16 protein-coding genes and 13 tRNA genes are annotated in these 17,563 nt (G+C 44.3%); 22 read left to right on the plus strand and 7 right to left on the minus strand.

Translation table 11 applies throughout. The features are described from left to right. Positions 1–93: 93 nt before the first annotated feature. The 13 genes from ACFX4H_RS13860 to ACFX4H_RS13920 all read left to right on the plus strand — a co-directional run bounded on the left by ACFX4H_RS13860 (position 94) and on the right by ACFX4H_RS13920 (position 1,339). Positions 94–169, plus strand: a tRNA-Ala gene (locus ACFX4H_RS13860). A gap of 28 nt (positions 170–197) precedes the next feature. Next, positions 198–274 (plus strand) — tRNA-Met (locus tag ACFX4H_RS13865). Between the two features lie 10 nt (positions 275–284). Further along, a tRNA-Ile gene (locus ACFX4H_RS13870) sits at positions 285–361 on the plus strand. Positions 362–381: 20 nt separating this feature from the next. Further along, positions 382–474 (plus strand) — tRNA-Ser (locus ACFX4H_RS13875). Positions 475–577: 103 nt separating this feature from the next. Beyond that, positions 578–651 (plus strand) — tRNA-Met (locus tag ACFX4H_RS13880). Between the two features lie 6 nt (positions 652–657). Beyond that, positions 658–733: transfer RNA gene (locus tag ACFX4H_RS13885), tRNA-Asp, on the plus strand. 23 nt (positions 734–756) lie between these two features. Beyond that, positions 757–832: transfer RNA gene (locus ACFX4H_RS13890), tRNA-Phe, on the plus strand. 17 nt (positions 833–849) lie between these two features. Then, positions 850–925, plus strand: a tRNA-His gene (locus ACFX4H_RS13895). A gap of 4 nt (positions 926–929) precedes the next feature. Further along, positions 930–1,003: transfer RNA gene (locus ACFX4H_RS13900), tRNA-Gly, on the plus strand. 5 nt (positions 1,004–1,008) lie between these two features. Then, a tRNA-Ile gene (locus ACFX4H_RS13905) sits at positions 1,009–1,085 on the plus strand. 12 nt (positions 1,086–1,097) lie between these two features. Beyond that, positions 1,098–1,172, plus strand: a tRNA-Asn gene (locus ACFX4H_RS13910). Between the two features lies 1 nt (position 1,173). Further along, positions 1,174–1,264: transfer RNA gene (locus tag ACFX4H_RS13915), tRNA-Ser, on the plus strand. Positions 1,265–1,267: 3 nt separating this feature from the next. Further along, positions 1,268–1,339: transfer RNA gene (locus ACFX4H_RS13920), tRNA-Glu, on the plus strand. Positions 1,340–1,380: 41 nt separating this feature from the next. Here the strand turns inward: ACFX4H_RS13920 and ACFX4H_RS13925 are convergent. Both ACFX4H_RS13925 and ACFX4H_RS13930 read right to left on the minus strand, forming a co-directional pair. Continuing rightward, positions 1,381–2,130 carry a TraR/DksA C4-type zinc finger protein gene (locus ACFX4H_RS13925; RefSeq protein ID WP_249598754.1) on the minus strand — a complete coding sequence of 250 codons (750 nt, stop codon included), beginning with the start codon at positions 2,128–2,130 and terminating at the stop codon, positions 1,381–1,383. A gap of 145 nt (positions 2,131–2,275) precedes the next feature. Further along, entirely contained in the window at positions 2,276–3,196 is a 921-nt protein-coding gene (locus ACFX4H_RS13930) for a 1,4-dihydroxy-2-naphthoate polyprenyltransferase (protein WP_063574831.1), read from the minus strand. A gap of 298 nt (positions 3,197–3,494) precedes the next feature. Here ACFX4H_RS13930 and ACFX4H_RS13935 point away from each other — a divergent pair, with 298 nt between their 5' ends. The 7 genes from ACFX4H_RS13935 (at position 3,495) to ACFX4H_RS13965 (ending at position 11,431) form a co-directional block, all read left to right on the plus strand. Continuing rightward, positions 3,495–4,904: an isochorismate synthase gene (locus tag ACFX4H_RS13935; protein ID WP_377435649.1), complete on the plus strand. Its 1,410-nt coding sequence runs from the start codon at positions 3,495–3,497 to the stop codon at positions 4,902–4,904. Then, on the plus strand, positions 4,897–6,648 hold the full coding sequence (gene menD, locus ACFX4H_RS13940) for a 2-succinyl-5-enolpyruvyl-6-hydroxy-3-cyclohexene-1-carboxylic-acid synthase (RefSeq protein ID WP_377435650.1): 1,752 nt from the start codon (positions 4,897–4,899) through the stop codon (positions 6,646–6,648). The genes ACFX4H_RS13935 and menD overlap by 8 nt, the downstream gene beginning before the upstream one ends. Then, the gene (menH, locus tag ACFX4H_RS13945; RefSeq protein WP_377435651.1) at positions 6,645–7,466 is read left to right on the plus strand and encodes a 2-succinyl-6-hydroxy-2,4-cyclohexadiene-1-carboxylate synthase; all 822 of its coding nucleotides are present in this window, start codon (positions 6,645–6,647) and stop codon (positions 7,464–7,466) included. The genes menD and menH overlap by 4 nt, the downstream gene beginning before the upstream one ends. A 7-nt stretch (positions 7,467–7,473) precedes the next feature. Beyond that, positions 7,474–8,286 carry a 1,4-dihydroxy-2-naphthoyl-CoA synthase gene (gene menB, locus ACFX4H_RS13950; protein WP_370029151.1) on the plus strand — a complete coding sequence of 271 codons (813 nt, stop codon included), beginning with the start codon at positions 7,474–7,476 and terminating at the stop codon, positions 8,284–8,286. An 86-nt stretch (positions 8,287–8,372) separates the two neighbouring features. Further along, positions 8,373–9,854 (plus strand): o-succinylbenzoate--CoA ligase, encoded by a 1,482-nt coding sequence (locus tag ACFX4H_RS13955; RefSeq protein WP_377435652.1) that lies wholly within the window; start codon positions 8,373–8,375, stop codon positions 9,852–9,854. Beyond that, positions 9,851–10,954 (plus strand): o-succinylbenzoate synthase, encoded by a 1,104-nt coding sequence (menC, locus tag ACFX4H_RS13960; protein WP_377435805.1) that lies wholly within the window; start codon positions 9,851–9,853, stop codon positions 10,952–10,954. The genes ACFX4H_RS13955 and menC overlap by 4 nt, the downstream gene beginning before the upstream one ends. Positions 10,955–11,284: 330 nt before the next feature. Further along, complete coding sequence (locus tag ACFX4H_RS13965) at positions 11,285–11,431, plus strand: hypothetical protein (protein ID WP_153246142.1); 147 nt, start codon at positions 11,285–11,287, stop codon at positions 11,429–11,431. A gap of 46 nt (positions 11,432–11,477) precedes the next feature. On the opposite strand, the gene ACFX4H_RS13970 is transcribed toward ACFX4H_RS13965, so the two are convergent. Continuing rightward, on the minus strand, positions 11,478–12,173 hold the full coding sequence (locus tag ACFX4H_RS13970; RefSeq protein WP_377435653.1) for a response regulator: 696 nt from the start codon (positions 12,171–12,173) through the stop codon (positions 11,478–11,480). Beyond that, positions 12,166–13,776, minus strand: a complete 1,611-nt coding sequence (locus ACFX4H_RS13975; protein ID WP_377435654.1) for an ATP-binding protein — start codon at positions 13,774–13,776, stop codon at positions 12,166–12,168. The genes ACFX4H_RS13970 and ACFX4H_RS13975 overlap by 8 nt, the downstream gene beginning before the upstream one ends. Positions 13,777–13,916: 140 nt before the next feature. On the opposite strand from ACFX4H_RS13975, the gene ACFX4H_RS13980 reads away from it, so the two are divergent. Then, on the plus strand, positions 13,917–14,981 hold the full coding sequence (locus tag ACFX4H_RS13980; protein WP_377435655.1) for a DctP family TRAP transporter solute-binding subunit: 1,065 nt from the start codon (positions 13,917–13,919) through the stop codon (positions 14,979–14,981). A gap of 369 nt (positions 14,982–15,350) precedes the next feature. Here the strand turns inward: ACFX4H_RS13980 and ACFX4H_RS13985 are convergent, their stop codons facing one another. Next, the gene (locus ACFX4H_RS13985; RefSeq protein WP_377435656.1) at positions 15,351–16,337 is read right to left on the minus strand and encodes a metal ABC transporter solute-binding protein, Zn/Mn family; all 987 of its coding nucleotides are present in this window, start codon (positions 16,335–16,337) and stop codon (positions 15,351–15,353) included. 121 nt (positions 16,338–16,458) lie between these two features. Further along, positions 16,459–16,680: a membrane protein insertion efficiency factor YidD gene (gene yidD, locus ACFX4H_RS13990; RefSeq protein ID WP_206758824.1), complete on the minus strand. Its 222-nt coding sequence runs from the start codon at positions 16,678–16,680 to the stop codon at positions 16,459–16,461. Positions 16,681–16,889: 209 nt separating this feature from the next. On the opposite strand from yidD, the gene ACFX4H_RS13995 reads away from it, so the two are divergent. Next, a complete protein-coding gene (locus tag ACFX4H_RS13995; RefSeq protein ID WP_034310515.1) occupies positions 16,890–17,363 on the plus strand; it encodes an S-ribosylhomocysteine lyase in 474 nt (157 codons plus the stop codon). Between the two features lie 37 nt (positions 17,364–17,400). On the opposite strand, the gene ytzI is transcribed toward ACFX4H_RS13995, so the two are convergent. Next, entirely contained in the window at positions 17,401–17,556 is a 156-nt protein-coding gene (ytzI, locus tag ACFX4H_RS14000) for a YtzI protein (protein ID WP_034310518.1), read from the minus strand. Between the last annotated feature and the right edge of the window lie 7 nt (positions 17,557–17,563).

A 17,563-nucleotide genomic window follows, 5' to 3' on the forward strand; every position in this document is an offset into this window, starting at 1 on the left:
GGGAAGTAGCTCAGCTTGGTAGAGCACTTGGTTTGGGACCAAGGGGTCGCAGGTTCGAATCCTGTCTTCCCGACCATGTGATTTTTAATGAATGGGGCCTTAGCTCAGCTGGGAGAGCGCCTGCCTTGCACGCAGGAGGTCAGCGGTTCGATCCCGCTAGGCTCCACCATTTTTCAATCAGAAACTTATATTATATTGGCGGTGTAGCTCAGCTGGCTAGAGCGTACGGTTCATACCCGTGAGGTCGGGGGTTCGATCCCCTCCGCCGCTACCAATAAATATAAGGACCTTTAGCTCAGCTGGTTAGAGCAGACGGCTCATAACCGTCCGGTCGTAGGTTCGAGTCCTACAAGGTCCACCATATTCATTTTTTAAAGCCGTGGAGGTATACCCAAGTTCGGCTGAAGGGATCGGTCTTGAAAACCGACAGGGGAGTCAAATCCCGCGGGGGTTCGAATCCCTCTACCTCCTCCATTTTTTCTAAAAGCAGCAAGTTGTTTTAAAACAACCTTACATAAAGGATGCGTACGAAACAATATTCACGAAAGCTTGATGCTAATCGTTTCATTATTACCGTCGCGGGGTGGAGCAGTCCGGTAGCTCGTCGGGCTCATAACCCGAAGGTCGCAGGTTCAAATCCTGTCCCCGCAATTATTAGGTCCCGTGGTGTAGCGGTTAACATGCCTGCCTGTCACGCAGGAGATCGCGGGTTCGATTCCCGTCGGGACCGCCATTATTTAAATTGAATACATATGTGGCTCAGTAGCTCAGTCGGTAGAGCAAAGGACTGAAAATCCTTGTGTCGGCGGTTCGATTCCGTCCTGAGCCACCATATATTACAAAATTACGGCGATTGTGGCGAAGTGGTTAACGCACCTGATTGTGGTTCAGGCATTCGTGGGTTCGATTCCCATCAGTCGCCCCATTTCGCGGGTGTAGTTTAGTGGTAAAACCTCAGCCTTCCAAGCTGATGATGAGGGTTCGATTCCCTTCACCCGCTCCAAATATGGGCCTATAGCTCAGCTGGTTAGAGCGCACGCCTGATAAGCGTGAGGTCGATGGTTCGAGTCCATTTAGGCCCACCATATTCATATTGTTCCGCAGTAGCTCAGTGGTAGAGCATTCGGCTGTTAACCGAACGGTCGTAGGTTCGAGTCCTACCTGCGGAGCCATGGGGAAGTACTCAAGAGGCTGAAGAGGCGCCCCTGCTAAGGGTGTAGGTCGCGCGAGCGGCGCGAGGGTTCAAATCCCTCCTTCTCCGCCAGTTGGCCCGTTGGTCAAGCGGTTAAGACACCGCCCTTTCACGGCGGTAACACGGGTTCGAATCCCGTACGGGTCATAACAAAAAAGGAAGCATACATTCATGTATGCTTCTTTTTTTCATTTATTTTCCTTGATATAACCATCTTTTTGTTTATAGGGAATGTCTCCAAGTTGGGATTCTATATTTTCTTCTTTCAGGGTATCTTCATATTCCTTTTGCTTTTTGTTCGGTATATCCACTCTCGTTTTTCCTTCGATATCATTTGCGGCAAATCCTTCATAGTCTTCAGGAAATCCATCCGTTTCATCCTCGTTTTTATAAAGATCATTGTAATTGTCATGATCACCGGTATAATCAGATGGCGTTTCTGATGTACCGAATTTGGCCACTTCACCAAAGCTATCTTCTTTAGCCGCCATTTCGATTCCATGACGATTTTCAAAATGATCACCCTGGGATGGAATCAGTATATCCTCTTCCACTGGCCTGTCTTGTGAAAGCGTTCGTTCTGGGGCATGCTCGACACAGTAGAGGGTGCTTGGGATCGCTTCAAGCCTCTCGATGGGGATTTCCTTATTGCAGGTTTTACAATGGCCATACGATCCTTCTTCCATGGCTTTCAAAGCTTCTTCTATTTTCTCCATTTCGGATTGTGCATGCTCATCGAGTGCTTGATTCCGTTCCATCTCGAATAATTCGGTCCCTAGGTCTGCAGGATGATTATCGTAGGATGATAATTCACCTACGGATTCCGTCTGGCTTTTATCCAGAACGGATTGTTCATCATTTTGAATTCTATTACATAGCTCATTTTTTTCCTGAAGCAGTTCTTTTTTTAATTTTTGCGTTTGTTGTTTCGTTGCCATATCCAATTCACTCCTTCTAAACTAAAGTCTCCTTTTATATTGGTAAGGTGGTTGTATTATCTATTACCCGAATCGGAGTATAGGAAAACAATATGGAACGGAAGATAGAAAAAAGGACTGAGCGGATGGGCTCAGTCCCTGGAGACTATATAAGATAGCTGATGAATAATCCAATGGCCATGAGTAAGCCAAAGAAGGTGTTCGTTTGGGCCGTGGCTTTCATTGCCGGCACCATCGTGATCGGCTGTGTTTTACCTACGAAGCCTTTTATTGCGGCCATTGCCTTCGGTATGCTAAGGAAGGCAAGGAGAATCCAAGCTGTAACGCTTCCGGTAAGAACGAGCCCAACAAGCCATAGATAAGAGAAAGCGAACATGATTGCCATGAATGTCAGGGCGTTTTTCCTGCCCATCACGACTGGCATCGTTTTGCGGCCATGTGCCTTATCCCCATCATGATCCCGGAGGTTATTGGATAAGTTGATCAGCCCTACCAGTATCCCACTTGGAATGGCAATTAAGATGGCTGTTGAAGAAACATCACCGGTTTGAATGAAAAAGGCGATCAGGATTATCAAAAAGCCCATGAACAATCCAGAAAAAAGTTCCCCGAACGGTGTATATGAAATGGGCAGGGGACCGCCTGTATAAAGATAGCCGACAAGCATGCAAACGAGGCCTACTGCAGCTAGCCACCAAGACGATGCGGCACAAATATAGATTCCAATGATCAAGGCGATGGCATACATGCCAAGGGCCAAGTTCATGATTAGTCTGGGGGTCATCCCATGACGGACGATCCCGCCTCCGATACCTACGGATTCCTCCGTATCCAGGCCTCTCTTGAAATCATAGTATTCATTGAATAAATTGGTTGCAGCTTGAATCAGGATACTTGCAACCATCATGGCAGCGAATAGTAACCAATTCACTCCATCTTCCAAAAGTGCAATCACAGTTCCAAGTAAGACTGGGACAAAAGCTGCGGTTAGTGTATGTGGACGAATTAACTCCCACCAAATCTTCCAGGTCCGTTTAAGGGGAAGTCCGTCGTATTCTGTTTGCATTATTTCTCTCCTCAAAATCATTATTGGTTCTCTCGAAATTATAACAAATATTGAAATGTTGCACAAAAGGTTATCCTAATAAATGCAGGAAAAGTGGGTATGGGTGTAATGGAAATTCATGGGTGATGCATTTCCAAAATCAAGGGTATTTCTCTACATTCGCTAAGATTCATATAATAAGGAAAAAAGCAGGGGAGAATCGTTCGGTAAAGGGGCGTTTTATTGACATGAGGTTCAAGGGAGGTGTATCTTTAAATAGGTTAAATAGCTTTTAAAATGTACATTTGGGGGGATTTTTTTGGCTATCTCAGAGGAAACTGAACAGTTTCAGGGACTGGCTTCAGCTATACAAAAGGCGAAGGACTTGAATGATCAAGTTCTATTCAGTCATATTAAGAAGATTAAATGCAACAGCCCCCTTTCATTTTATCAAGCTGGAAGAGAACGGTATGCAGGTGAACGCTTTTTCTGGGAGGACCCTGCAAAGGAAATAACCATCACCGGTTTAGGCAATGTTAAGAAACTCAAAGCGGCATCGAATGCCGAACGGTATAGAGAAGTCGAAAAGAGCTGGATCAAACTGCAGAATGATGCTGTCAAAACAGGAGTGACCGATGTAGAAGCGACAGGTCCTTTACTGTTTGGGGGCTTTTCTTTTGATTATGAAACTGACAGTACGCTCCTTTGGAATCAGTTCGGGGACAACCTGTTTTATATACCTGCCTTCATGCTGTCAATAGTGGGGAAACAAGCTTACTTAACGACAAACTTACTTTGTTCGCCTGATGATTCAGAAAAACTCTTCATAGATATGATAAATGAACGGGAAGCTTTCCTCTTCGAAAGCTTGGATGGCAATGGATTGGGTGCAAATTCCCTTGTTATGCAGAGGGAAGTCGAACCTGAGGAATGGAAGCGGACGGTCGCAGAGGCTGTTCAGGAAATCAAGACGACAGATCTCGACAAGATTGTTTTGGCAAGGGAGCTTCGACTTGGTTTTGAACGTTCCATCGATTCAGGGAAAGTGCTTGAACAATTGATTGCCGAGCAGCCATTGAGTTATATTTTCAGTTTGGAGGCTGGTGGTGACTGTTTTGTCGGTGCCACTCCCGAACGTTTGATTAAGAAACAGGGAAATGAAGTTTTTTCTACCTGCCTTGCCGGATCGATGCGGCGAGGGAAAGATGAGCAAGAAGATGTTTGTCTTGGTGAAGAATTGCTTCATGACCAAAAGAATTTACAAGAGCATCAATATGTCGTGTCGATGATATCCAATGCTTTTGATTCTGTATGCGAAAAGGTGATGGTCCCAGCCGGACCGACACTTATGAAAAACCGTCATATCCAGCATTTGTACACACCGGTTCGCGGTATATCCAAGGAAGGTGTCACGATTTTTGAATTTGTCGAGAACCTCCATCCCACACCTGCCATGGGCGGACTTCCAAAAGAAAAGGCTGTTGTCCGAATTCGGGAATTGGAAGGTCTGGAACGCGGATTTTATGCGGGTCCTTTAGGCTGGGTGGATACGTATGGGAACGGGGAATTCGCTGTAGGGATACGTTCTGCCCTTATACAGAACAATGAGGCATCGCTCTTTGCCGGATGCGGAGTAGTCGAAGATTCGACACCCGAAAGTGAATTCTGGGAAACGGGGATTAAATTCAATCCGATGTTAAGTGCTTTAGGAGGAAATCTTAATGAATGACCGAGATGCATTGACAGCGTATGCTGCTTCATTCGTCGATGAGCTTGCACAAAATGAGGTGAAGCATGTGGTGGTGAGCCCAGGTTCACGATCCACGCCACTGGCTTTGCTGCTAGTGGAACATCCTGATATCGAAATTCATATTAATGTGGATGAGCGTTCGGCTGCTTTTTTTGCCCTTGGTTTGGCTAAGGCCTTAAAAGAACCTGTCGGACTTCTTTGTACGTCCGGTACAGCCGCTGCAAACTATTACCCAGCCGTCATCGAGGCTTTCTATTCAAGAGTGCCGCTTATTGTACTTACCGCTGACCGTCCGCATGAATTGCGTGATGTCGGAGCCCCGCAGGCGATCGATCAAATACACCTTTACGGGAGACATGTAAAATGGTTTGTCGAAATGGCACTTCCTGAAAACACGGATGGGATGATGCGGTATGCCAGAACGGTCGGTGCAAGGGCAGTGGCTACTGCGGCCGTTGAACCGGCAGGGCCTGTACATTTGAATTTCCCGCTTCGGGAACCATTGATTCCGGACCTGGATCAAGCAAAAGAGTACCGGCAAAATAAAAGGACGCCTGCAGTGTTGATTGACAGTGGAGAACGGTCATTGTCCGCATCACATTTAGAAGTGGTTGCAACTACATTGTCAAAAGCTAAGCAAGGTATCATTGTATGTGGCGAATTACCGCATCCAGAGATGAAGGAAGCCATAGTCGCATTAGCGAAAAAACTTGCTTTTCCGGTACTGGCTGATCCCCTTTCACAGTTAAGGAGCGGAAGTCATGATAAAGCCGTCATCATTGATGCGTACGATACGTTTCTGCGCGATGAAACGGCAAAAGCGGCGTTCAGGCCGGAAGTGATCTTGCGATTCGGGGCAATGCCTGTATCTAAACCGTTATTATTATTCATGAAAAAACAAAAACAGGCGATTACTTTGGTCGTCGATGGCGGTGCAGGCTGGCGCGAACCAGCCGGTTTGGCAACGAATATGATTTACAGCGAAGAGAAAGATTTTTGTCTGCGAATAGCTGAAAGCATTACTTCTTCCCCTGATGATGAATGGCTTCGCTTATGGCAAACCGTCAATGGAGCGACGAAGGATGCCTTAGCCTCCGTCAGGGATGAAACGGAGTTAAGCGAAGGCAAGCTGTTCGCCTTGCTTGCTGATATGATGCCATTGGAGTCGACGTTATTTGTCGGGAATAGTATGCCTATACGTGATTTGGACACTTTCTTTTTGAATAATGAAAAAGGAATCCAAACCATTGCCAATCGCGGGGCGAATGGCATCGATGGTGTCGTTTCCACTGCACTTGGCGTGAGCACGGTATCGAAAAATACAGTGCTGGCAATCGGGGATTTAAGCTTTTTCCATGATATGAATGGCTTGCTTGCAGCAAAACTTCAAAAACAAAATATCACGATTTTGCTGGTTAATAATGATGGCGGCGGCATTTTTTCCTTCTTGCCGCAGGCAAATGAAAGGGAACATTTCGAAACGCTATTCGGCACGCCTCATGGGCTTGATTTTTCACATACTGCCCACCTTTATGGCGGTAAATACAACAAGGTGCAAAATTGGGATGAGTTCGAGAAGGTATTTACAGAGTCGTTCGAAATTCAAGGTCTGAAAATCATCGAAGTACCGACAGAAAGAGAGTCCAATTTACAAAAGCATCGAAATTTGTGGAGCTTTGTTTCCCAGGAAATAAAAATGGTGTTAGACAGGGAAATATCATGAATATTGTCAGCAAGGATGTCAATTATGCTGTTGAAATAACGGGAAATGGGGATCCTCTTGTACTTTTGCATGGATTTACGGGAAATCGGGATACATGGAAATTTCTCATCCCGCTACTGAGTGACAGGTATACGCTAATCATGGTCGACATCATCGGACATGGCATGTCTGCGTCACCAGCCGATCATCGAAGGTATGAGCTGGAAAAGGTGGCTGAGGATATCAAGTATATTTTGGATGTGTTACATTTCCCGAAAGCCCATATCCTTGGATACTCGATGGGCGGAAGGCTCGGATTGGGATTTGCCTGTTTGTATCCTGAGTATGTTGATACATTGATACTGGAGAGTGCTTCACCAGGTCTTTTAACAGAAGAGGAACGGGAAATCCGAAGGGGAAATGATCGGAGGCTTGCCGAACGGATTCTTGCAAATGGCATGGAAGGGTTTGTGGATCAATGGGAAAACATCCCGCTGTTTGAAAGCCAAAAACGGTTGTCGGCCAAAACCAGGTCAGCCATTCGGGAGCAGCGGTTGGCAAATGACCCTGCCGGCCTTTCCAATAGCCTTCTTGGCATGGGGACCGGCAGTCAGGCTTCTTACTGGGAACAACTGCAAACCCTTGATTTCCCGGTGCTCCTTGTAACCGGTGAACTTGACCATAAGTTTTGTCGAATAGCGGACTCGATGAAAAAAAAGCTGAAGGGCGCCGAATGGAAAATAATAAATGATGCGGGACATGCGATTCATGTGGAAGTTGGAGAAAAGTTTGGTAAAATAATAAGTGAGTTTTTAAAGCGAAATAAAAGGAGGAATTAATGTGACGATTCAATGGGAAACAATACGTGAATATGATGAGATTTTATATGAAAAATATAACGGGATTGCGAAAGTGTCCATCAATCGACCGCATGTACATAATGCATTCACGCCAAAAACGACTGCTGAAATGATTGATGCATTTGCAAGGGCGCGTGATGATTCCAGTATTGGTGTCATTATTTTAACAGGTGTAGGCGGCAAAGCATTCTGTTCAGGCGGAGACCAAAAAGTCCGCGGAAATGGCGGATATGTGGGTGAAGATAACATTCCGCGTCTAAATGTTCTTGATTTGCAACGTTTGATCCGCGTCATTCCAAAACCAGTCGTAGCCATGGTGGCAGGATATGCAATTGGCGGAGGTAATGTCTTGAACGTGGTATGTGACTTGACGATTGCTGCTGACAATGCAATTTTCGGACAAACTGGACCGAATGTAGGAAGCTTTGATGCTGGTTATGGTTCTGGTTACCTTGCACGTATCGTGGGTCATAAAAAGGCGCGTGAAATCTGGTACCTATGCCGTCAATACAATGCACAGGAAGCATTGGATATGGGATTGGTCAACACGGTCGTGCCTTTAGACCAATTAGAAGCGGAAACGGTTAAATGGTGTGAAGAAATGCTTGAGAAGAGCCCGACTGCACTTCGTTTCCTGAAAGCGGCAATGAACGCTGATACGGATGGCCTTGCAGGTCTTCAGCAATTGGCTGGTGACGCTACACTTTTATACTATACAACAGAAGAAGCAAAAGAAGGCCGCGATGCATTCAAAGAAAAACGCACTCCGGACTTTGGGCAATTCCCTCGTTTCCCTTAATGAAACGCGTGAATCGATGAGACTGACAGCTTGGCGGAAAATCGCCGGGCTGTTTTCTATATCAAAAAGGAAGAGGGGAAGTAGCAATGGCAGAAGAAAAGTTGCCGAACTGGCTGAAAAATCGGGCGCATCTTTCACCGGATCGCCCGGCAATTGAGTTTGAAGGTCAAACGTATAGCTTTCTTGAACTGTATACTTTATCGGAGAAGATGGCTGGAAGGCTTTCAAGCATTGGTCTGGGCACTGGCGATTCATGCGCGGTTTTGCTCCGTAACCATATTGATGGTGTTGTCGTTATCCATGCACTATTTCATCTCGGTGTGAAGGTTGTGATGCTGAATAATAAGCTAACGGCAAAAGAGCTGTCCTGGCAGATCGAGGACAGCAAAACTGCCTATCTGGTTTCGGAAGGGTCCTTCTCCGGCAAACTAGCTGATATTGGTGAGATTCTCCCAGATTTGAAGCTTCACTTAATGGAAGAATTGCCGGATGAAGGCACAGCAGGGATACTTCAAGAGTTTTACCTTGAGGATACCGCTACGATCATGTATACATCTGGTACGACAGGAAATCCAAAAGGGGTCATCCAAACATTCGGCAATCATTGGTGGAGTGCCGTTGGGTCTGTTCTGAACCTTGGATTGCATGAAGAGGATTCTTGGTATTGTGCGGTTCCGATCTTTCATATTAGCGGTTTATCCATCTTGATGAAAAATGTGATTTATGGCATGAAAGTCGTTTTGGCGGAACGTTTCGATGAACGGGAAGCAAACCGGAGCATCCAGGAAAATGGGGTGACGATCATTTCGGTCGTGACGGCGATGCTGAATAGGATGGTGCAGGATATGAAGGGAACAAGCTATCCAAAAACCTTCCGCTGTTTCCTGTTAGGCGGCGGCCCTGCACCCGTCCATTTGCTTGAGGTATGTAAGGAGAAAGGGATTCCCGTCTATCAAACATATGGGATGACCGAAACGTCTTCACAGATTGTGACGCTGGCACCGGAATATAGCATGGCAAAAATCGGCTCTGCGGGAAAGCCTTTGTTTCCTTCGCAGTTACGGATTGAGAAAGACGGCATGATATGTGAACCGGGTTCAGTGGGGGAAATCGTGGTATCGGGTCCGAATGTGACGAAAGGCTATTTTAATCGGATGGATGCTACACAGCAGGCCATTACCGATGGATGGCTTTATACTGGGGACCTTGGTTATCTCGATGAGGAAGGTTTTTTATATGTGCTTGACCGACGCTCGGATTTAATCATTTCCGGCGGTGAAAATGTCTACCCGGCCGAGATTGAAAATGTCCTTAGTACGCACCCCTATGTGTTCGAAGCGGGAGTGACGGGGACAGAAGATGAAAAATGGGGACAGGTCCCGCTTGCTTTTGTTGTCCTGCATCAAGGTGCAGAGCTAGGTGAGAGCGAACTGCTCGAATATTGCAGGGAGTATTTGGCATCCTATAAGATTCCCCGGAACGTGATATTTTGTAAGGAGCTTCCCCGGAATGGAGCAAGCAAGCTTCTTAGACGGGAACTGAAGAAGGAGATGGGGGAATGGCAATGAAGTTATCCTCCATTTCCCTAAAGATCATTAAGGCCCCTTTAAAGCGGCCATTCAAGACGCATCTCGGAACGGTAAGCGACCGGGAAGTGATAATAGTCGAAGCCATGGATGAAGACGGATTGATTGGATACGGGGAAGCCGTGCCTTTTACAAGTCCTTGGTATACCGAGGAAACGATCAAAACATGCTTTCATATGTTGGAAGACTTCTTAATCCCGCTGACATTGGCCAGTCAGATCAGGCATCCTGATGAGCTGCCGAACTTATGGAGCGGAATCAGGCGGAATGCAATGGCGAAGTCGGCTTTAGAGCAGGCAATCCTCGATTTGTATGCGAAGCAGAAAGGAGTCTACCTTGGACGGCTGTTTGGCGGCGAACGAAGGGAAGTGGCCGCTGGCGTAGTCATTGCATCGAATGATATAGAAGATGCGATGCGCCAGATCGAGGATTTTTCCGGATCCGGTTATCAGCGATATAAAATAAAAATAAATCCTCAAAATGATCTGGATTTTTTAGCGGAAATCCGTCGGGCCTATCCCGATATCCCGCTAATGGCAGATGCCAATTCAGCGTACACTCTTGATGACATCCCGCATCTGCAGAAGCTTGATGACTTTAAGCTGATGATGATTGAGCAGCCGCTGGGGCATGACGACATTGTGGAACATTCATTTTTGCAGAAACAGCTGCAGACACCCATTTGCCTTGATGAAAGCATAAATTCATTTCATGATGCAAAAAGTGCACTGTCGCTCCAGAGCTGTGGGGTCATCAACATTAAGATGGCTAAAGTCGGCGGCTGGATGGAAGCTGTAAGAATCCATGATCTATGCCTGGGAAATGATGTGCCCGTTTGGTGCGGCGGTATGATTGAATTTGGGATTTCACGTGCACATAATATTGCACTTGCCTCATTAAAAGGGTTCACGATTCCTGGGGATATATCATCTTCATCCCGTTATTGGGATGGAGATATAATCGATCCTGAAGTCATCGTCGAAAATGGCATGATCCAAGTTCCCGATAAAGCTGGAATCGGTTTTGCCATCAATGAAAAGCGGCTAAAGGAATTGACTACATATAGTAAACTGTTCAAATGAAACATCAAAGGAGGTGCACGGCCCACCTCTTTTGATCAAATATTGATCATATCTCCTTTTACTCCCACGATCTATGTAACTTACCCAATTAGTACTTTATTGGACGGAAACCCCACCCTTTTGGAACATGATTTTAATAGGATACTAACAGTCGGAGGAAAGGGTACGGCTGACAGAAATCAACCTGAACATTTTTCATTTGTCTGCAGATTTTTTAGAGAAAACATAATTTTTTCGGAAAATGGGGCTTTGTCTATTTTTCCTTTATTGGATTATTTTGTATAATGAATGAAAAGAAGGGCAACCAAAGGGAAAAGGAGGGGAGAGTGTATGAAAAAACCGTACCTTATTGCGGAAATTCTACTAAGAAGGGGCATGCCTGACTATGTCATAAAAGAAGTGACGGCTTTGAAGGAGTGCGAGCTGTTTCTTTTGAAGCGAAAGTGGGGCCTATATGACCGGAAGACAGGTGCGTAAAGAATGAAAGTAAAAAGGGAACCGTTTCAAGCCGGTCCCCATGCGGTTAAGTTTTGTTTAGCCGGTACCTATTGACTGGACGGCCTATGCTGCCATATTGTACGTCAAGCTGAAGGACTTCTTCGCCATGCAAGTATTCAAGATAGCGCCTAGCTGTAACTCTGGCGATTCCAATTCCATCAGCCACTTCTTCTGCCGATAGTGACCCAGGCTGGGTCTTTATGAACTTCGTCACTTGCTCAAGAGTCACGCCATTCAATCCTTTCGGAACATCATATTTCGGACGCGCTTCAGAATGTGTCTTATTTTGAAAGAGGATTCGGTCGAGCTGATTTTGGGAAATTTGATGATCAGGTTCAACCTCCATCCGAAAAGCATAATATTGTTCCAGCGTATGTTTTAGCCTCTCGAATTTAAATGGCTTGATTAAATAGTCAAAAGCCCCGTTCTGTATCATTTTTCGAATCGTTTTCTGATCATTTGCCGCTGAAATGATGATGACATCCACATCAATTTGCTCTTTTCTAATTTGATAAAGTGTATCAACCCCGTTTAAAGATGGCATGAAGATGTCCAAAATGACAAGGTCGGGTTTAGACTGCCTGATTTTTTCCAGACCTTCAAGCCCATTTGAAGCTGTATCAACGATTTTAAAGGCAGGCAGGCGCTCGATGAACTGTTTGTTGACCTCTTGGACCATAGGGTCATCTTCAATTAAAAGTACACGAATTTCGTTAGTCATTTTGGTTCTCCTCTATATCATGCATCGGAAAAGAAAGAAAAAAGCTTGTTCCCTCATTAGGGCGTGTCGTGAATTTCATTTCGCCGTTCGCTTTTTTTACAATTTGGTCTATTAGATAAAGACCAATTCCTGATCCTTCCGCACCTTTTGTTGTAAAACCATACTCGAATATATCTTTATGAATGTCCTCGGGAATGCCAGGTCCATTATCCTCAAGCACGATTTGACAATGACGTTCATCCTGGTAGATGGATAGATAAACCTGTTTTGTTTCCTCTGAACAATACTTTAGCGCCGCGAATGAGTTTTCGATCAGGTTTCCGATTATCAAAACAAAATCGTGATGATCCAAACCAGCGGGGAAGCGGTCCAATTTTGTGTGTTTGTCCATGATGAGCTCGATCCCGAGTTCCCGTCCCAAGGAGATCTTACTTAATATCAGCCCCACTAAATTATCATCGTGAATGTGCTTCGTCAAAAACCTGGTCAATTCCTCTTGTTCTTCCGTGATCTGAAAAATGTAATGCAGCGCTTCGTCAAGATTACCTAGCTGGATCAATCCTGCTATCGTATGAAGTTTGTTCATATGTTCATGGTTTTGAACGCGCAGGGCTTCAACGAATGCTTTGACACTAGTCAACTCTTCAGCTAGCTTCGTCACATCGGTGCGATCCTGGAAAATGGCCACGGCACCGATCGTTTTATCCGCAATCTTTATAGGTACCCGATTGCTTACAATATTCCTGTTTTGAACGGAGATTTCCTGGTTAAAGATGGGAGATGTCCGATCGAGCACTTCCGGGAGACGGGTATCGTGTATGATATCATTGATATTCTTGCCTATGACCGCACCTTCGATCTTGAATATCTGCTTAGCCTTTTCATTGAAAATCGTGATGGCCTGATTATTATCTATGGCGATGACCCCTTCATGCATGGCATTGAAAGCGGCTGTCCTTTCAACCAACATCCGTGAAATTTCATGGGGTTCAAGTTGGAAGGTTTCTTTTTTTATCCTTTTTGCCATGAGCCAAGAGCCGCAAACACCGAATAGAAGGGTAAGGACCAGGATAATCGCGATTTCGCCTTTCAGGTCCTTGATTAATTCCGGTATCGTAGGCAGGATATTCCCAACCAGCACGACGCCGATTTGCTCTCTATCTTCATCAAGGATCGGGACAAAGGCGCGGACGGAAATGCCAAGTTCGCCAGCAGCCTTTGAAAGGTATTCGTGTTCAGCGAACGCAGCGCTTTCATCACTGCTGCCAGATGGGGTCCCCAATTGACTGAACACCGGGTGGGAATAGCGTATATGCTGATTGTTGAGTACAACTATATAATCCGCTTGATGGATTTTCCTTAAGTTTTCAATAATCGGATTAAGCTGTGTCCATCCTTCAGGCTCACGGACCAATTTCTGTACTTCAGGGAGTTCGGCAATGGTATGGGCTGTGATCATGGATCGTTTGCCGATTTCATCTTCCCTGACCGAAACGATGTTTCCGAATATAAAAATCCCGCCTATTAGTATCGAAAAAGCGACGATTACGAATGATAGCAGGGTGATTTTAATTTGAATGGGCATATGAAAGGATTTATCCATTGGTTTTCCTCCATTACTTCTATACTTAATAGTAACAGAATTTCTATCACTTTTCGCTATTTTTCGCGCAGTGTATTACGACAGCAAAAAGCTGTGATAGAATAGTGATAATGTGAAGTGAGCGGTGAGGAGTTGTCGGTATGCGTGCATTATGGGGGTACTTCTTATTAATTGGCTTGGGGCTGTTGATAGCCGTGTATATATCGTTTCAATCGTTCTTTACAAGCTTCGGTTTCAATTTGCCGAAGGATGAGGAGCAGGTCGGGATGAAGGATCAAATCGTGATTAAGTTCAGTCATGTCGTTGCCGAAAATACACCTAAAGGGCTAGCTGCGAACCGATTTGCCCAACTGGTCGATGAATATACAGACCATCGTGTCAAAATAGAAGTTTATCCTAATCAGTCATTATATAGTGATCAGGAAGAAATCGAAGCATTACAAGAAAACAAGGTGCAGATGATTGCACCGACTGCATCTAAAATCACGAGCATATCAAAGAAATGGATGCTATTGGACCTCCCTTATGTCTTTCCAACGGATGAGGCCTTGCAGGAAGCGTTGAATGGGGAAGTGGGGGAAGAGCTGCTTAAGCAGCTGAATATCATCGATATCGAAGGACTCGCATTTTGGTCGAATAACTATAAACAGATTACAAGCAGTAAGCCGATACGGCATCCAAGTGATTTTGCAGGAAAGCATTTCAGAATCATGCCAAGTGCAGTCCTGGAAAGCCAATTCAAGCATTTTGGGGCGACAACTTCCGTCCTGGAGTTTAATGAAACGTTCAAAAGCCTTGAAATCAACGAAACGGACAGCCAGGAAAATACGATTTCGAATATCTATTCAAAGAAATTATATGAAGTGCAAAAGTATTTAACGATCAGTGATCATGGCTATTTAGGGTATGTAGTCATGATAAACGAGCAGTTTTGGAACAAACTCCCGTTGGATATTCAGCAGCAAATCCAACGGGCGATGGATGATACAACGAAATGGCTATGGATCAAATCAAATGAATTGAATCAGGAACAGCTAAGGGAAATCCAGCAAAAATCGAATATCAACATCTATACACTGTCAGATGAGGAAAAGAAAGAATGGATGGATGAGATGACCGTCATCTATCCGGAATTCGACTCCACGATTGGAACCGAATTGATGACGAAAATGGAAAAGATCCGTGAGAAGTATTTAAAGGAATAACTAACGTAAGGGAATCCCATTGAAAGGGATTCCCTTCTTCTTTATCGTTCCCGATAGAAATACTCTTCTGGAATTTGTGAAAAATCAATCATCTCTTCAAATCATATGTTTTTAAACTAAACTATCGATAGGAGTAGAAACGTTAAACTTCCATTTACGGTCTTTTTCATATTTTTCCCTCTCTAAGCTTTAATCATTCCATAAATTGTAATGATTAAAGCTTATCATAGTTGCTCTAGAACAGGAGGCTATCATGCTTTGTCAGGAACCGAAACTCCAACTCAAATATGCTGACAAAATGAAAAAGAACTCTTTAGAGTGCCGAGTACAAAAAAGAAGCGAATCCAAAGGGAGCCGCTTCTTTCTCGTCTATTGCAAGGCAGTTTGCAGTGTCTTGACGTTTTTTTCCATTAAACTGAAGTAATCTTCGCCGGCTTCGATATCATTATCCGTCAACACGGAAAGGTTATGGAGCTCAAGTGATTTCGCTCCCATTTCCTTTTGGATGATTTCGGTAAGTTTAGAACTGATATTCTGCTCAAAGATGACATAGTTCAAGTCTTCTTTTTCAGCCATGGTTACGATTTTCCCCAGTTCCTTTTGAGAAGGTTCGTTTGAAGACGTTAGTCCCGTGACGCCAATTTGTTCCAATCCGTAGCGTTCCTCCCAATAACCATATGCAGAATGGGAAACGATGATCTTATTGGTACGGCCCGACTCGATCGTCGTCGCGAATTTTTCATCAAGTGCCTCAAGCTTTTCGGAAAGCTCATTGAAATGGCTGTTGAAATATTCTTCCTGTTCCGGCATTTGTTTCGTTAATTCGTCCTTGATGGTTTTAGCCATGTCAATGGAATAGACGGGATCTAACCACAAATGCGGGTTAACGCCCCCATGGTCATGACCGTCTTCTTCATTTGCATGCTCTTCTTCATTTGCATGCTCTTCTTCATGTGCATGTTCGTCTTTATGCTCATGCTCCTCTTCATCAAGATGAACCGTTTCGCCCACCGCAATTGTGCTGACGCCTTCTTTGCTTAGAATTGGTTCAGCCTTGGTTACAAAGCCTTCAAGATTATAGCCAATATAGAAAAACAGGTCTGACTCAGCCATTTTCACAATATCTTTTTGAGAAGGCTCGAATGAGTGTTCATCCGTTCCTGGAGGATAAACAGTCTCGACATTCACGTACTCCCCGCCAATGGCCTCAGTGAAGTATTGTAAAGGGTAAACCGTCGTATATATATCCAAGGCATCCTTGGTTTCTTCTTTACTCGATTCTCCCTTTGAGTTGCCGCAGGCTGACAGAAATACCGCAGTAACAAGGAAAAGGGAGAGCAATGCTCGAATTTTCATATGATATGCTCCTTTATAATTCGTATTGATTACGATTTGAATTTTATATGGTAAAAACGAAATGATTACGATTTGACTTCTGTATGATACAAAAGATTGCAAAGGAAAGCAAGGGTTTTTTCTATTGGTCCTTACTTTTTTCTTTTTTTTCGGGAACAAGGTCAATGCCCCCAGGATGAAACGGATGACATTTAAGAATCCGGATGAGTGCTAACCAGCTTCCTTTTATAGGTCCGAAACGATTGACCGCTTCCAAACCATAATGGGAACAAGTTGGATAAAAACGGCAGGTGGGCGGTTTTAATGGAGAAATGGCAACTTGGTAAAAACGGATGACTCCCATTACTATTTTTTTCAGCACGATGCTTTCAGCTCTTTTCGAGTAAATTGACTACCCTCAATTATAGCATATTTTCTAAATTTCCCAAAAGGGTAAAAAAGGAATGAGCCTATTGGCAATCCGATTGATATAATGAGAATTAATTTTAAAGGATGAAATATATTGTTATTCAAGGTAAAATAGAGATGACATACAATTAAGGAGTGAATTAAATGCCTTCAGTTGAAAGCTTTGAATTAGATCATAACGCTGTTAAAGCCCCATATGTTAGACATTGCGGTGTCCATAAGGTAGGAACAGACGGTGTTGTTAATAAATTTGATATCCGTTTTTGCCAGCCGAACAAACAAGCGATGAAGCCGGACACGATCCATACCCTGGAACATTTGCTTGCATTCAATATCCGTAAGCATTCCGAGCGCTTCGATCACTTTGATATTATCGACATTTCGCCAATGGGATGTCAAACAGGATATTACCTTGTGGTCAGCGGCGAGCCGACTGTGACGGAAATCATCGATGTTCTTGAAGATACATTCAAGGATGCTGTTACAATTACCGAAATTCCTGCTGCAAACGAAAAACAATGCGGCCAAGCAAAATTGCATGATCTTGAAGGAGCTAAGAAATTAATGAATTTCTGGCTTGCACAAGATAAAGAAGATCTTCATAAAGTTTTCGGTTAATAAAAAAGTTCCTGTCCATTTGTGACAGGAACTTTTTTCATTTTTCGGGTTCTTCTTTTTTTCCCTCATCCTCTGGCAAAGGTTTGACCGGATCCACTGTATGCTTGTAGCTGTATCCTTTTCCGATGGTTAAGACCGATAGTGCCAATACAATCAGAATGACAATAATGGAGATAACTAAAACCGTAATCATACTTTAC

This window comes from Peribacillus sp. YIM B13477 (assembly GCF_042787955.1).
GTDB lineage: Bacteria > Bacillota > Bacilli > Bacillales > DSM-1321 > Peribacillus > Peribacillus frigoritolerans.